Annotated in this window: 11 protein-coding genes and 1 pseudogene; 8 read left to right on the top strand and 4 right to left on the bottom strand. The window is 49.0% G+C overall.

Annotation, left to right across the window (positions count from 1 at the left end; all coding sequences use genetic code 11):
* Both ACTJKZ_RS12680 and ACTJKZ_RS12675 read left to right on the top strand, forming a co-directional pair.
* Nucleotides 1–694, top strand: a pseudogene (locus ACTJKZ_RS12680) (hypothetical protein); the annotation flags it as partial.
* Nucleotides 695–776: 82 nt separating this feature from the next.
* Nucleotides 777–1,904 carry a hypothetical protein gene (locus ACTJKZ_RS12675; RefSeq protein WP_440829676.1) on the top strand — a complete coding sequence of 376 codons (1,128 nt, stop codon included), beginning with the start codon at nucleotides 777–779 and terminating at the stop codon, nucleotides 1,902–1,904.
* A 431-nt stretch (nucleotides 1,905–2,335) separates the two neighbouring features.
* On the opposite strand, the gene ACTJKZ_RS12670 is transcribed toward ACTJKZ_RS12675, so the two are convergent.
* From ACTJKZ_RS12670 to ACTJKZ_RS12655, 4 genes are all read right to left on the bottom strand, one after another.
* On the bottom strand, nucleotides 2,336–2,905 hold the full coding sequence (locus tag ACTJKZ_RS12670) for a hypothetical protein (RefSeq protein ID WP_440829675.1): 570 nt from the start codon (nucleotides 2,903–2,905) through the stop codon (nucleotides 2,336–2,338).
* Nucleotides 2,902–4,089, bottom strand: a complete 1,188-nt coding sequence (locus tag ACTJKZ_RS12665; RefSeq protein WP_440829674.1) for a toll/interleukin-1 receptor domain-containing protein — start codon at nucleotides 4,087–4,089, stop codon at nucleotides 2,902–2,904. The genes ACTJKZ_RS12670 and ACTJKZ_RS12665 overlap by 4 nt, the downstream gene beginning before the upstream one ends.
* The gene (locus tag ACTJKZ_RS12660; protein WP_440829673.1) at nucleotides 4,086–4,688 is read right to left on the bottom strand and encodes a TIR domain-containing protein; all 603 of its coding nucleotides are present in this window, start codon (nucleotides 4,686–4,688) and stop codon (nucleotides 4,086–4,088) included. The genes ACTJKZ_RS12665 and ACTJKZ_RS12660 overlap by 4 nt, the downstream gene beginning before the upstream one ends.
* Before the next feature lie 84 nt (nucleotides 4,689–4,772).
* Complete coding sequence (locus tag ACTJKZ_RS12655) at nucleotides 4,773–5,255, bottom strand: TIR domain-containing protein (RefSeq protein ID WP_440829672.1); 483 nt, start codon at nucleotides 5,253–5,255, stop codon at nucleotides 4,773–4,775.
* 1,035 nt (nucleotides 5,256–6,290) lie between these two features.
* Here ACTJKZ_RS12655 and ACTJKZ_RS12650 point away from each other — a divergent pair.
* From ACTJKZ_RS12650 to ACTJKZ_RS12625, 6 genes are all read left to right on the top strand, one after another.
* Nucleotides 6,291–6,905 carry a TetR/AcrR family transcriptional regulator gene (locus tag ACTJKZ_RS12650; protein WP_161736864.1) on the top strand — a complete coding sequence of 205 codons (615 nt, stop codon included), beginning with the start codon at nucleotides 6,291–6,293 and terminating at the stop codon, nucleotides 6,903–6,905.
* A 455-nt stretch (nucleotides 6,906–7,360) separates the two neighbouring features.
* Nucleotides 7,361–8,434 (top strand): TauD/TfdA family dioxygenase, encoded by a 1,074-nt coding sequence (locus ACTJKZ_RS12645; protein ID WP_095707936.1) that lies wholly within the window; start codon nucleotides 7,361–7,363, stop codon nucleotides 8,432–8,434.
* A 132-nt stretch (nucleotides 8,435–8,566) separates the two neighbouring features.
* Entirely contained in the window at nucleotides 8,567–9,952 is a 1,386-nt protein-coding gene (locus tag ACTJKZ_RS12640) for an MFS transporter (RefSeq protein WP_440829671.1), read from the top strand.
* Between the two features lie 27 nt (nucleotides 9,953–9,979).
* Complete coding sequence (locus tag ACTJKZ_RS12635; protein WP_285088479.1) at nucleotides 9,980–11,137, top strand: ATP-grasp domain-containing protein; 1,158 nt, start codon at nucleotides 9,980–9,982, stop codon at nucleotides 11,135–11,137.
* Nucleotides 11,138–12,403 (top strand): ATP-grasp domain-containing protein, encoded by a 1,266-nt coding sequence (locus ACTJKZ_RS12630; RefSeq protein WP_161736533.1) that lies wholly within the window; start codon nucleotides 11,138–11,140, stop codon nucleotides 12,401–12,403.
* A gap of 112 nt (nucleotides 12,404–12,515) precedes the next feature.
* A complete protein-coding gene (locus ACTJKZ_RS12625) occupies nucleotides 12,516–13,640 on the top strand; it encodes an ATP-grasp domain-containing protein (RefSeq protein WP_253417939.1) in 1,125 nt (374 codons plus the stop codon).
* Nucleotides 13,641–13,706 lie beyond the last annotated feature (66 nt).

Genomic DNA, 13,706 nt, shown 5'->3' with positions numbered 1-13,706 from the left:
CATAAACCGGGCCTTTGATCTGACGGGCGAAGACTACCGCGCCGAAACGGACGCGTTCATGGCGGCCCTGCCGCACGGCGTGGACACCACCTGGGCCGAGTTCCTGCTGCGGCCGCTTTACTCCGGTGCCCTGAACCTGAAGGCCTTTCCCGACGAGGCGATCGCACGCATCTGTACGCCGGCACGCCTGAAGGCTGTTTTTCCGCTGGTCATCCGGGCGCAGCAGCCGGATCCTGAGAGCAGGGAGGCCTGGGCGGCGGTGACCGGGCTGGTCACGGACGACGTCTGCCTGACCGCTGAGGTGGCTGACGTCATCCTGCGTGCGGAGGTGCGCGGAAACCGGCAGCCGCAGCTGCCCGGGCAGGCCTGGCGGGCGCCGCAGTTCAGCCTGTTCGTGACCGCCGGGCGGGTATCGCTGGCGCAGGGATGGGACGTGTTCAGCGCGCTGGTCCGCTACATGCAGGCCCGGGCCGGGTCCGGGGCCACCTACGACTGGAACGCGCGGGACAGTCTGGTGTCGCTGTATATTCCCCGCGGTGAAGGAGAGAAGGTGATCCTGGGACTGGACGGCATCCACATCGCCATGACGACGGAAGAGTATCTGGCGCTGGAGGCAGGATTGCTGGCGGCGGTGGCGGCGCCGGACGTGGCACCTGTACTGGCGGAACTTCGCGCCCTGTATGGAGATCTGTAGTTACGCCGCATCCTGTTCTGCGTAACTGCTTTACCGGGACAGGATAATTTACCCTGACGGATTTCCTTACTCAGGAGCCTCAATGAATAAACCAGCCTGGCTCATCAGTCTGATGCCGCCATTAATGTCTGTTGTCATTATCAGAACCTACCTTGGCGCTTTTGATAATGCCGCTCTGTTTACTGAAAACCTCTCGGTTTCAGGCCTTTTTAATTTCGTGTTCATCTTTATGATGCTGACCCTGGCTGCTTTTGCCGCTATATTTCTTGTACCTTCGCTTATTTTCAGCCTTTCTGTGCCCAGAAATGTGTTAAGTCTTCCTAACTACACGGATATAAAAGGCAGAATAGCGCTGTCCGCATTGTTTTCGGTTCCTGTTGCGGTTTTCTGCTTTTTTGGCTGGGCCATTGTTTCGGACAGGTATCCGGATCACGAAACGCTCACAGACCGGACATGCCTGCTGGGGGGGATCACGTCTGTATTTATGATCAACTATCTGTTTCTCAGAAAGGCCGTGAGAATTGCCCAGCAATATCAGCCTGCCAGAGTCCGTATCAGGACGGCCCTCATGCTGTACGCCGGCAGCCCCGCACTGCAGCTTCTGGTTATCACCCTCTTTTTCACCTTCGGTCTCCCCACTGTTGTCGGCTGGATAGACCAGAAAGCGGCCGGGGAAAGTATCGCAATGATGCTGAAAGTGTCCGTGCTGGTATCAGGTCTGGGAATGCTGATGCTGTTTCCGGGTACGGTGTATGTGATGACCGATCCGGCCGTCAGAAACAGTGGCTGGATGATAAAGTTCGGGATCATTACCGTTATACTCTGGTCCCTTCTGACCAGTATGTACGTACCGTCCTTTTTCCCGGTGCTGGTTGATAAAACAATGGCGCTGGCAGGTATTTCGGACTGGAAAACCAGGCGTTTTCAGATTGATAATGCCAATATACCGGCCTGGAATTTCAGTAATGATGAATGGCACAGAGTCAGGATCGCGGGGGAAAAAACCTTCAGCGTGAAGGGGATTATGGTTTATTCACTCAACAACGTTAAGCTTCTGTGTCCCGAGTCGGTAAGGGAACCTTACCGAAATATGCTCCGCTTTGTGCCCTGGGACAGGGATTATGATAAAGAAAAAGCGGCCGAACTGAAAAAGGCTTCAGCCCGGTGTCAGCCCTTTACTCAGGGACGGGTCATCCGGCTGTCCGAGTAACAGGCAGATTTGCTGAGAGGGATTACCGGTTATCAGCCTTCGCCGGGTTCCGCCTCCCCCTCAGCAAGTTTTAGCGATAATGATACAGTCACACTTTAGTCTGAGCGGGTGCGGGGTCTGACGCTGGAACACCCGGTGAAACAAGAGGAGAGCTTCATAGCTGCCTCATATAACCCCTAGCTGGTTATATGAGCGGGCTAGATTTTTTGTCTGGCATAAAAATGCGCATTCAGGTATTTAGGAAAGGGACTACTCTGTTCATCTAATCATTCAACGCATTGAAAAGAATGTCCTTATCTAAATTTCATGCATTCAGTTTTTTGTGCTCAGATCATAAAGACCTACAGATTTAACAGATTTTTTGTCGGTAAGTGGCTAGCCTTGTTCACTAATGTAATCCAACTTACTGAGCACATTCTTACAAGATTTTGTTAACTCTTAGGCAGGAGCTTTCGACGAAACAAGCTGGAATATGTTCGGTCACGTGCAAAAATCGGATCATATTCTCCCTGTTGATGAACAATTTTAGCAGCGGCTCCAGTTGTTGAAAGTGGTAGCACTGCAGCTTTGGGATGGCTCTTGATAAACAATTTATGCTCTTCGTAAATGCCTTCCATACCACCGATAATTACCGCTGCGCTAAAGCTGCGGCTTTCAATCATTGCACGTCGCATGGCCGTCAAACTGGCAACTTTGTCATTATCTATCGCTGGTATCATATGTACGTCTACAAAATCCGCCAGTTCTCGAGGTAATCGCCCTTCAAAAAGTTTACTTTGGTAAATCGCAACTCTATTGCTATCAAGGTTAGCCTCGCGGGAAAATAGAGCTAATAGCGGAGTTATTGCCGGATGACCGCCGCACGTAATTCGACCGATTGGCAGCACTACTTCAACCAAAGCCTTTATGGCTTCCCGAATAGCAAGTACATCGGCCGTGTCGAAAAATTCCCGATTGCGATTAGGTAAAGGAATACTGGCAGACAGAAATATATCTATCAAGGGGTGAGCTCCTTCAGAAGTTGTGGCGCTTTCGACATTTGCACAGCCCGAATTGGTAGGTGTGAATCAAGCCAGTCTAGATGAGAGAGCCAGGTATTTAAGACACCTCGGTTATCGTAAATCACCCATATTTCTCTTGTCCCGACAGCGGGGTCGGAAATGGATTCGAATACTTCATTAATTCGATCAGAGGTTGGTATTCCAACTGCGGGCACTATGGCTAGCGTTCGTTGGGACTTGGTTTGGAGAGAAATCCAGCCTTCAATCTGAACGTTCGGATCAAGTCCTTCGTCACGTGCAGCGTCGCAAAAGTTGTCGACTAAATATCGGTGCCGGGCGGCAATTGCAGGCGCACGTAACCGTTCGACCTCATCACAGATTCTGGTCACTAGACCCTTAGTGGCAAAACGCCCTTGCATTGGAAGCAGCCCTACAAAATCCCTATACCTAAGCTTCATAAAATGGCTGAAGGATGAGGCCGGATCCTCCTTTTGCCCAGGCCATAGTAGGTGCAAAATTTGTACATTTGTCGAGTTTGCGCGCGCCAGCTCTTCTGCAGTCCAGCGACCTTCTCTAAAACCAGGAGTATCGATAAGCACAACCACATCTGAATCTGACATTCTGTGCCAGAGCTGTGATTGGAAATCTGCAGCCGGAGGCACTGACCTCACGTCAATAAAAACGTCAAATCCGCGAGCGTCGAGTGCATCGTACAACCGATCAGCTAGAGGCTGAGATCCTGTTCGCTTATAACTGATAAACAATCTTCGCTCACGTCGTAAAAGTCGGAATGTCTCAAGAATTAGTGTGACGAGGCGGGATATACCTTCACCGCTGTCGCCCAATACAATAGCATTCACATGTCTGAGTTGGGGCGGGATTTCCATGTGAACTTGAGATAAATCAGACACAACCGGAGCGATGATAAACGAATCTTCAATCAACTCTGATATTAGTAAGGTATCAGCTGTACCTTGCTCAGATCCAAAATATATGGCCATTGTAGGCGACTTTAAGCTGCGGCTAGAAGCGCTTGCATCTCTGAAAAACTTTATTGCGTTTGTCGGAATCCCGAGTCCCTTAAGAGCCACGTCAAGTTCTTGACGTAGAAGTATATCGCGCCCGCTTACAGCGCCCAGTACAAGAATCTGATAGGGTGAGATAATGTTCGAATTATTGTTCATCGGCCAGCCATTCCCGCTGCAGTTTCAATCCAACCTCCAATGTTTTTTCTGCCACTCTGACCAATGAAATCATAACTCAGGCAGTGAGTTGACAATTGAACTACGTTATTTGTATCGGGTGCTTTAAACCAAAGGTCACCCTCAGGAACTGCAAGCGTATAATCTGCATATGCCACCCACTTTCTATTCATCCACTCCGCAAAGAATATGCCACGAGCTGTTCTATAAAGTCCAATTTGTGCTAAGGGGTTGGCGCCTTTTGTAGATGTTTCTTTGTCTTTATTCTGGACGCCATGAATGTAAACAGTTAATAATCCATTTCCCTTAATGATACTCCGGACGATTTCGTAGCGCACCCATCGGCGTGACCATGTCTCGGTTCCGGCAAGAACACAAGTTACTGATGTGTTATCAATTCCTTTACGGAGGAATGTTTTTAATGCACCATCGCTCTCTTTTTTCGATGCTTCAAAAACACTGCTGTCAAAAAAACCCCGGCTATCTTCGTCTGCTTCTCTTACAACCCAACTATTGCGGACATTCCAGGCGCGCCAAACATCAGGTTTATAATGAAAGGAAAAAAACGTTCTGCGTGGCATTTTGTCTCCCACTTACTAAATTAAACCTATGCCTCTTTAAAATTGCACAGGAGCCGAGAAACGGAAATTTTTCTGGGATGCGCCCTAAGCCTTGCGTGCCTTAATTGCGTCTTTTACCCACGTTTCAATATTCGACTTGATGTAATCGTACACATTATTACTAATGCTGTAAGGGGGGGCATAGACTTTTCCGGAAATACTTTCTCCATCAACGGAAAGACCTGAGAAAGGGTTAGATCCTTTAGAAGATTGATTACCGTCTGAATCTTTTAAGTTGTGGATGTATATAGCAAGCACACCAAGGCCATCTTTCCAGGCTTTCTTTATCTCATGCTTTACCCAGCGACGATTGGCAGTCTTTTCACCCACAAGAACGACAAGACATTCTTTCCCCTTCATATTATCCGCTATCCATTTCTCGATAGCTTCATCCCCTTTTTTCTTGATTTCTTCCCATTTATTTGAGTCCAAAAGAGGCTGTTTTTCGATAGCGCCAATCTGTCTGACCTGCGATACACGCCAGTTATCATCTTTATAATGAAAGCTGAGAAAGCATTTTTCTGCCATGATTAATCCTTAATTATCAATCAAATAAAGGAAGTGAGCATATGGAAATATGTTTTTGGTACTCATGCACTTTCACCCGCGTTTTGTTGCGAATGCTGCCACTTCTTACCACATCAATCTATAAGTATTAGCACAATTTATGTTAAGTATTAAACTACTAAAATTATTTGCTGCTTGGTTTAGGCAACTCATTATGTAGGCAGCTCATTTTTGGATTTTCGTTCATCCGGCAGTTCCAGCGATGCCCCCAGACTTCCTGACTGAGAGTATGGTTGAAAACATAATCTTATCATATCTCCCAATAAGTCCGAGACGGCCTGACATCTTCAGTATTACTTACAAACAATCAGGTTTTTTAGACAATATCTGCAAAAACTAACTTAAAGATTCGCAGTTAACAAATGCTAAACAGCTAAACAGCTAAACAGCTAAACAGCTAAACAGCTAAACAGCTAAACAGCTAAACGAAAGACTGGCAAAGGACTTGATTGTTAGCCACCTTAACATCTATTTAATTAGTAATTTAAATCAATGGGTTAAGGCCATAGCTCCTGAAATATGCAAAATAGTTCTTTTGGCATACTACACGCCGCTTTGCCTAAGCTGAAACTTAGTATCAAGCCCTCCAATCCACGATATCGTTTTCCTGCAATGATTCTCACAGATCCGGTGCTGCCCTTTTTCGGATCTTCTGAATCAGGAGAAAGAGACGTGAGCAGCATACAGTGAATAGGCAGCCAGAATGGCGCATCTGATATAAAATAGAACTTATGCTGAATTATTGACTGAAAGTGGAAATTATTGCTTTTAAGATTAAAAGCTGCGTCATGAGTAAAATTCGCTCAGCCTGAGTGTCTGAGAGGCGACATCAATCAGAAGACAGGATCAGACCGGCCCGCACCACAACGTTCCATACCGTCCCGCCTTATCCTCTTTACCTCACCATCACCAAAAGTAAAATTTTAGTTAAAAACGCTTTACGAAAGCATTAAACGGATTGTAGATTAAGTAATCCACAATAAAGGTTTATGATCCATGAAAAGAAACGCTGGCAGACCAAGAGAATTTAACCCTACTGACTTTCTGAACGTTGCTCAGGCACTGTTCTGGGAGAAGGGCTACAGGGCGACATCTCTTGCCGATCTTAGAGAAAAATCGGGGCTGGCCAGCGCAAGCATCTATAAACTTTATCCCGACAAACATGCCATCTTCCTTGCTGCGCTTCGTCAGTACATGGATGGCGGCCTGCGGCGCCTCACGCAGCGTGAAAACGAACTTGAACCCGAAACAGCCCTGACCCAGACGCTCGATTTTTTTGCACAGCTCACCGCCGGTCCTGATGGATCACGGGGATGCTTTTCCATTGCGGCGGCCAGTGAACTGCTTCCTGGTGATGAGGCTGTCCGGGAGCTGATTGAATATATGTTTTCAGGCCTGATTTCCCGGCTGACGCGCATTCTGCAAAAGGGCCAGAAGAAAGGCGTATTCCGGAATGACTATGATGCCGGCGTTATGGCTGAAGGCCTTTTTATGATGCTGGAAGGTATGAGGTTATACGGGAAAGTGAAACCAAAAATTGAAAATCTGCGAAGATCAAATGCGTTTTTTATCAATTCTGTTCTCGCATTGCCTGTCAGTAACGATAAGTAACCGGGATAACGTGATGCTGATGGCAGGAATGACCGTCCGGAGAAAAAAAAGGAACAGGCTCCTGACTGTTCTGCATGCGTCAGGTAAAAATGTTATCTGCGGCTGGAGCGAAAAAGGAAGGTTCTATAAAAGAATATTTGATGAAAGCACGCTGATTATACTTACACCATCATCTGCAATAATTACAGTAATGTAGTTATTAACTCTTACATATAAACACTGAGCTCGTTGCCTCAGGGTATTCTCATGCCATCAATAAAAATGAAACTGTTTCACATCCGTTGACAGTGAAAAAATGATCCATAGGCGGAAAATCTATTGATTCTATCTTTCATTGCTTATGCATAATTGTCACTAATAATTCATCAAACAGGTTTGACTCAGATAATTTCGGGGAGTAGTTTTTATATAGTTTTGTAAAGACCCCCTATATAACACTGGATGAGGATTTATAAATGAAGCCGAATGTAGACCAGAATATTGTTCTCAGTACGGAAGAATCAGAATATATCCGATCAGTTCTTGAAAAAATTGACTATGATCCTTCAGGCTCAGACGTTTATTTAAATAAAATCAGAAAGGTTGCCTATACGGTATTTCCTGAAAGGGTGATCACGGCAATCAATAAGGTTAAAGGCTTTTCAGCGAGCGCGCTCGGTTCATTGCAGATTGATAATCTGCCGGTAGATAAGTCAGTCACCGGCAGTCCACGTCATAATGAATCAGGCAGCGCATTCAAAAGTGGCGTATTGACTGAAAATATACTGGTGACAATGGGTGTGCTTACGGGTGAACCCTATTCCATTGCTCATGAAGGCCATGAGCTGGTAAATAATCTTACACCGCATAAAGAGGCAGCCAAAGAGTTTACCGGTCTCGGGTCTGAAGTTGAGCTCGATTTTCATATTGAAAATGCTGCTCAGGCATATATGCCGGAAGGCGATACGTCACCGCTTGCACTCATATTACTGGGCGTCAGAGGGGAACCGCTTGGCGGGCCGCAGACCCGCATTTCCGACTGCCGCCGGGCGCTGGAAAAACTTTCAGAAGAAGATATCAAGCATCTGTACGGCAAAAATTTCATTATCCGCGTGCCTTACCGCTGGCGCGGCGCGTCTGCTGAACCACGTGATAATACTGACCTGAGTCCGATTCTGTCAGGCCCTATCTCTGCCCCGCGTGTGACCGTAGCCTTCTACCCGGATATGGTACTGGCCGTGAATCCGCGTGCAAAACAGGCTCTGGAAAATCTTTATCAGGCAGTACGCGAAGTTTCATTCGGCGTTCAGATCAGCCCCGGCAGGCTGATCCTCATTAATAACAGTTTTACCCTGCATTCCCGTGACAGCTTCAAGCCCGCTTTTGATGAAAACGATCGTGCGCTCCGCTGGGTACAGCGCATTTTTGTAGCCCGCAACCTCTGGAACTTCAGGTCGTTCGTACCCGTTAAAGACCGCGTGTTTGATCCCAACGTGAAAACCGCAGCATCCGAAATACCGGGGCGCGAGAAAACGCCGTCGGCTGCCTGAAGCCACACCGCCACCGGCAGCCTGCTGGCCGGTGGCCTCGACAAGCCCGCCTTGCCTCCGTACGTCAAAGGCGAAGCAGGCGCAACAGAGTCAGCTGGCTTACTGTCAGTTGCCATGCCAGAAAGGAACATTATGAACCCAGCCAGCCGGACATCTCATCGATCAGCCATGACGGGAGGCCAGGGCAATACCGTGACGGGAACTCTGCTTGCAACCAGCTTTGGATTTATTGTGGTTCAGCTGGACGTGACTATCGTGAATGTTGCGCTTCCGGAAATTGGCAGCAGCCTTGAAACAGGGGTTTCAGGACTTCAGTGGGTGGTTGACGCTTATACACTGTCCTTTGCCGCTCTGTTACTGACGGCGGGCGCAGCCGGAGACCGCTTTGGCTGCCGCCGGGTTTTTAACAGCGGACTTTTTCTTTTCTGCCTGGCTTCCCTGACGTGTGCCCTTACGCATTCCGTGGATGTCCTGATCGCGGCCCGATGCATTCAGGGTGCCGGTGCGGCGCTGATCCTCCCGACGTCACTGGCGCTGCTGTCCCACGCCTGCGCGGGCGATCCGGTAGTGCGAAGCCATGCAATAGGATGGTGGAGTGCCATCGGGGGAGCAGTAAGCGCTATGGGGCCGGTCGCCGGTGGTCTTCTTACGACCGCCTTCGGATGGCGCGCCATTTTCCTCGTCAACCTTCCCGTGTGCCTGCTCAGCCTGTGGGCAACTTACCGGTTTGTGGCGGAAACGCCGGCGGAGAAGAGTAAAAGCTTTGATATGCCCGGTCAGGTCCTGGCCATACTGTTTCTGTTCCTGCTCACGTATTCCGTGATTGAGGCAGGAGCAGAGGGATGGCTATCACCAGAAATATGGACCGGACTGGCTCTGGCTCTTGCTGCAGCCCTGCTGTTTGTGGCCCGTGAGACGCGGGCAGCAGAGCCGATGATCCCGTTATCTCTGTTCCGGAACTCCGTGCTGACCATTGCCGTTCTTCTGGGACTGCTTTCCAATCTGACCTTCTATGCTCTGATATTCATTCTGAGCATTTTCTTCCAGAGTGTAAAAGGGTACTCCCCAACGCAGACGGGGCTGGCCCTGCTGCCATTTACAGTGATCATGATTGCCAATGTGGCAAGCAGCCGTCTTACCCGATATTTCACGCCCCGACTCACAGTTGCTGGCGGCGGAATTTTATGTGTACTGAGCTTTCTGCTGTTGCATGACCTCGACAGGGATACGCCGTATTACGTTGTCATGGTGAGCATGATTTTCCTGGCGATCGGTTCCGGAATAAGCACCCCGGCTCTCACATCAACCATTCTCGGCAACGTGCCGTCAACGCGTTCTGCAACTGCATCAGCCATTTTTAACGTATCCCGGCAGGTTGGCAGCGCGCTGGGCGTCGCGCTGCTGGGCGCACTGATAGTGGGTGCTGCTGAGAGCATGACCGCTGGCGCAAGGCTTGCCTTTGATATTTCAGTGGTGCTCCGGGTGGCCGGAGTCATTCTGGCCGCATTATTTCTTTAAATAAATATATTGTCAGGAAAGGGGAGCATGATGAGGCTTGTAATTATAGGCACCCGGAAAACAGGCACAAGCCTGGCACTGGTCAGCACCGCACTGAAAAGAGGAATGCCCGTCACAATTATCAGCAATCCTGAAGACAGATTAGAGGAAGTTTTCCCTCCGGAAGTGGAAATAAAATATTTGCCTGCTGATGTCAGCATTATTTCCGGGTGGATTAGAAAAGAATACCTCAGGCCGGAAGCTGACCTGAGGATCACCACGATTAATGATGTGTACGCGAGCGTTGCTGCACAGGTCAATTCGGCACTTGACCTTCCGGGACCCGATGCCTCAGCCGTTACTCGTGCGGTATCAAAATTACAGCAGAAAAGGATACTCACCGATAACAATATCCCGACATCCGGCTATTCGGAATTCCGCCTTTCAGATCATAAAGCCCGGGGGGAAGCGCTCCACAGGCTGCAGCTGCCGGTAGTAATAAAACCCTCAGAAGGAACTGCGAGTAATGGCGTGAAACTCTGCTGTCAGCATTCCGAGGTAATCAGCCATCTCGACTATCTGGTTAATCAGAAAGAGCAGCGGCCGGACCTGGTCCCCAGCGATACGGTACTGCTGGAAGAATACCTGCCCGGAACAGAGTACTGCGTTGAGTATTTCGACGGGCATTACGTTGGCGCCATGCGCAAGTCCAAACGGTACGGCACCGAATTTCTGGAACGCGGCTATACGTCAGAACTGGATATTGATGAAAAGACCCTTCGTAACCTTATCGGAACAGGCGCCCGGGCAGTACAGGCGGCGGGGCTCGATTGGGGGCCGGTACATGTTGACTGCATCGTTCATAATGGTTTCGCCAGCATCATTGAATTAAATCCCAGGATTGCCGGCAGCTTCATTTGCGATATTGTCCGGGATGCCTATGGCTTTGATATGGTTGAACACCTCGTTGATAAGCTTCAGGGCAAAAAGGTCACGGTGCCTGCAGGCTTCCTGCCTGCCGCTTACGCCTGCGTTAATTTTTTCCTCGAAAGCGACCCGTTACCCTGGTCATTTACTGAAAAGGGTGAACTCAGTAACCCCTTTATGCACATCAGCTACGGTCCACAGCACCTGAGTAACCGCAGGCGCAGGGCGTTCGTTTACGTCAGAAACCTTATACAGAATTTCCAGCCGGAGACTAACTAAATGAAACTAATCAGTACTGTCGTGATTGTGGATGGTGCATCAACCAGCGCGTATCTGGCGCCGGCATTCCGTTCTTATGGTATTCAGTGTGTTCACGTTCTCAGCAGTGAGACACTGCCGGAACGCCTCAGGGCGCAGATCAATCATTCTGACTTTATACGCAGCCTCGTATATCAGGGTGATATCCACGTGCTGGCAGAGAACCTGAAGGATCTGCAGATTGACGTGGTATTACCGGGTGGGGGAAGCGGTATCGAGCTTGCGGCCGAGCTTGCCGAAGCGCTTGATGTTCCTTACAAAAATCCCGTCCATCTTGCCAAGGCACGCCGCCATAAGTTTGAGCAGATAGAAGTCCTGAGCCGTAGCGGACTTCTCACGCCCAGGCAGTATCAGTCAGAACAGGCAGACGAGATCGTTGAATGGACGCAGGCTCATCTTACCCTGCCGGTTGTGGTGAAGCCTACCCGGGGAGCCGGTGTGAGTGGCGTGAAAGTGTGCCACACCCTTTCTCAGGTCAGGGAAGCAGCCGAAAATATTCTCAATTCAAAATCTTATTATGATGAAGATCAGAACGAAATCCTGGTTCAGTCCTGCACGCAGGGGCAGGAGTACATTGTTGATATTGTTTCTTTCGATGGCCATCACAAAGTTGTCAGCGTTTGGGAAGTGGATCGCGATCGCCGGGAATCACCGCGCCTTGAAAAAATGATGGTGGTTGACCATACCCAGCACAGATTCTCGGCACTGATTGATTATGCCAAAAAAGTACTGGATGCAGTCGGCCTTAAATTCGGACCGTCCCATATGGAAGTGATGCTAACCGTCGACGGGCCGGTAATCGTTGAGCTGAATTCCCGTCTGCATGGAAGCCTCGATCCCTTACTGACGACGGCGGTGACGGGGGAAAATCATGTGTCCGCTACCGTCAACGCGTTTGTCAATAATGCGCACTTTATTGACAGCATCGGTAAGGCCCCGGGATTCAGCGGCTACTGCGGACATGTCCTGCTGGTTTCTCCGGTTTCAGGCCGTCAGTTACAGAATTTCCCCTGGGACAGAATTGAAAGCCTCCCTTCATTTGTAAGCGTAAAGCGGTGGGTGAAACCGGACGGTCAGCTCCAGGTCACTACGGGCCTGCAGACGGCTATTGGCATGGTCGGGTTGTTTCATGAAAATTTTGAACAGCTGAACAGGGACTGGAAAACGATCAGGGCAATCGAAAATGAATACTTTATGGTTCCTCAGGCGTCAGCCGAGCCCGCATAAGAGATCTGAAAAGGCCGCACAGGCGGCCTTACTCACAGCTGACAGCCAGTATCATCTGCCCGTGCCGATTCCTGCATACGGGCAATGAGCTATCCGGGAAAACGAGGAACTTATGCATCTTGTTATTATCGGTGCCAGGAATACGGGGACCAGCCTGAATCTTGTGGACCAGGCGCTGGCCAGGGGGCTGCACGTAACGGTGATCACTGCTGAACATGATGACCTGACCCATGTTTTTAAAGAAGAAGTGAATGTCGTTACTCTGACTGTTACGGCAGATAATGTCGCTGGCTATATTCAGAATGTCATCCGTAAAGACAGCGAGTATATCCGGGTTACAACAGCACATGATATGTATGCTTCGGTGGCGGCACAGGTTTCGAATCGTCTGGGCATTCCGGGACCGGATGCTGAGGCTGTCTCTCGATGTGTTTCAAAAAAGTACCAGGACGTAATTCTGAACAGCCTGGGCTGCAGGCTGGGTGCATCATGCCAGTACAACCTTGACAATGAGTTATATCAATCCCGGTTTGAACATTTAACCTTTCCCGTTGTTTTAAAGCCAGTTAAAGGGTCGGCGAGTCATGGAATAAGAAAGTGTCACACCCCGGCTGAAGTTTCAGACCACATGCAATGCCTCAGGGAAATGTATAAAGCTCTGCCTGAAATTATACCCTCCGGAGATATAATGATAGAGAGCTTTATAAACGGCCCCGAATACTGCGTTGAAATATTCGATGGCCAGTTCGCAGGTATTATGGCGAAGAAAAAAAAGGCCGGTGATTTATTTATTGAGCGGGGGTACACCTCTGAAACCGACCTCAGTGTAAAGGCCATCAGGAATATTGCTGCGCTTTGTGAGCACGTCGTAGCAACAATGAATCTCTGCTGGGGACCTGTTCATATTGACTGCATTACTGAATCCGATAATGTTCATATTATTGAAGTTAACCCCCGCATTGCGGGAAGTTTCATTACGGATATTATCCGTGATGCATGGGGTTTCGATATGGTTAACGCGCTACTTAATAAACTGAATGGTTCAGATGTGTTCTTACCAGAGAGAGCAGAACCTTCAGGATTTGCTCAGGTTATTTTTTTCCTGGACTCCGATCCTGAAATACTGAAATTTAAAGAAACCGGCTTTCTGTCTGCCGAAGATGTCAGGCTGTCATTCTCCCCACAGATTTTAACCGGCAGGGATCGACGGTCTTACCTGTACCTGACCGTGCGTTAAATTATTTTTCCGGATTCTTCTGGGCGGTAACTGCAGAACGCGTGAGACCTTTTTTTAAAATGCGAT

The organism is Pantoea sp. 22096 (genome assembly GCF_052045955.1).
GTDB lineage: Bacteria > Pseudomonadota > Gammaproteobacteria > Enterobacterales > Enterobacteriaceae > Pantoea > Pantoea alfalfae.
The sequence above is the reverse complement of the archived record's forward strand: the minus strand, read 5'-3'. Positions and strand labels throughout refer to the sequence as shown.

Coding starts and splice junctions, on each gene's coding strand:
- ACTJKZ_RS12675 (WP_440829676.1), top strand. CDS start 777: ATGAATAAACCAGCCTGGCTCATCAGTCTGATGCCGCCATTAATGTCT.
- ACTJKZ_RS12665 (WP_440829674.1), bottom strand. CDS start 4,089: ATGAACAATAATTCGAACATTATCTCACCCTATCAGATTCTTGTACTG.
- ACTJKZ_RS12660 (WP_440829673.1), bottom strand. CDS start 4,688: ATGCCACGCAGAACGTTTTTTTCCTTTCATTATAAACCTGATGTTTGG.
- ACTJKZ_RS12655 (WP_440829672.1), bottom strand. CDS start 5,255: ATGGCAGAAAAATGCTTTCTCAGCTTTCATTATAAAGATGATAACTGG.
- ACTJKZ_RS12650 (WP_161736864.1), top strand. CDS start 6,291: ATGAAAAGAAACGCTGGCAGACCAAGAGAATTTAACCCTACTGACTTT.
- ACTJKZ_RS12645 (WP_095707936.1), top strand. CDS start 7,361: ATGAAGCCGAATGTAGACCAGAATATTGTTCTCAGTACGGAAGAATCA.
- ACTJKZ_RS12640 (WP_440829671.1), top strand. CDS start 8,567: ATGAACCCAGCCAGCCGGACATCTCATCGATCAGCCATGACGGGAGGC.
- ACTJKZ_RS12635 (WP_285088479.1), top strand. CDS start 9,980: ATGATGAGGCTTGTAATTATAGGCACCCGGAAAACAGGCACAAGCCTG.
- ACTJKZ_RS12630 (WP_161736533.1), top strand. CDS start 11,138: ATGAAACTAATCAGTACTGTCGTGATTGTGGATGGTGCATCAACCAGC.
- ACTJKZ_RS12625 (WP_253417939.1), top strand. CDS start 12,516: ATGCATCTTGTTATTATCGGTGCCAGGAATACGGGGACCAGCCTGAAT.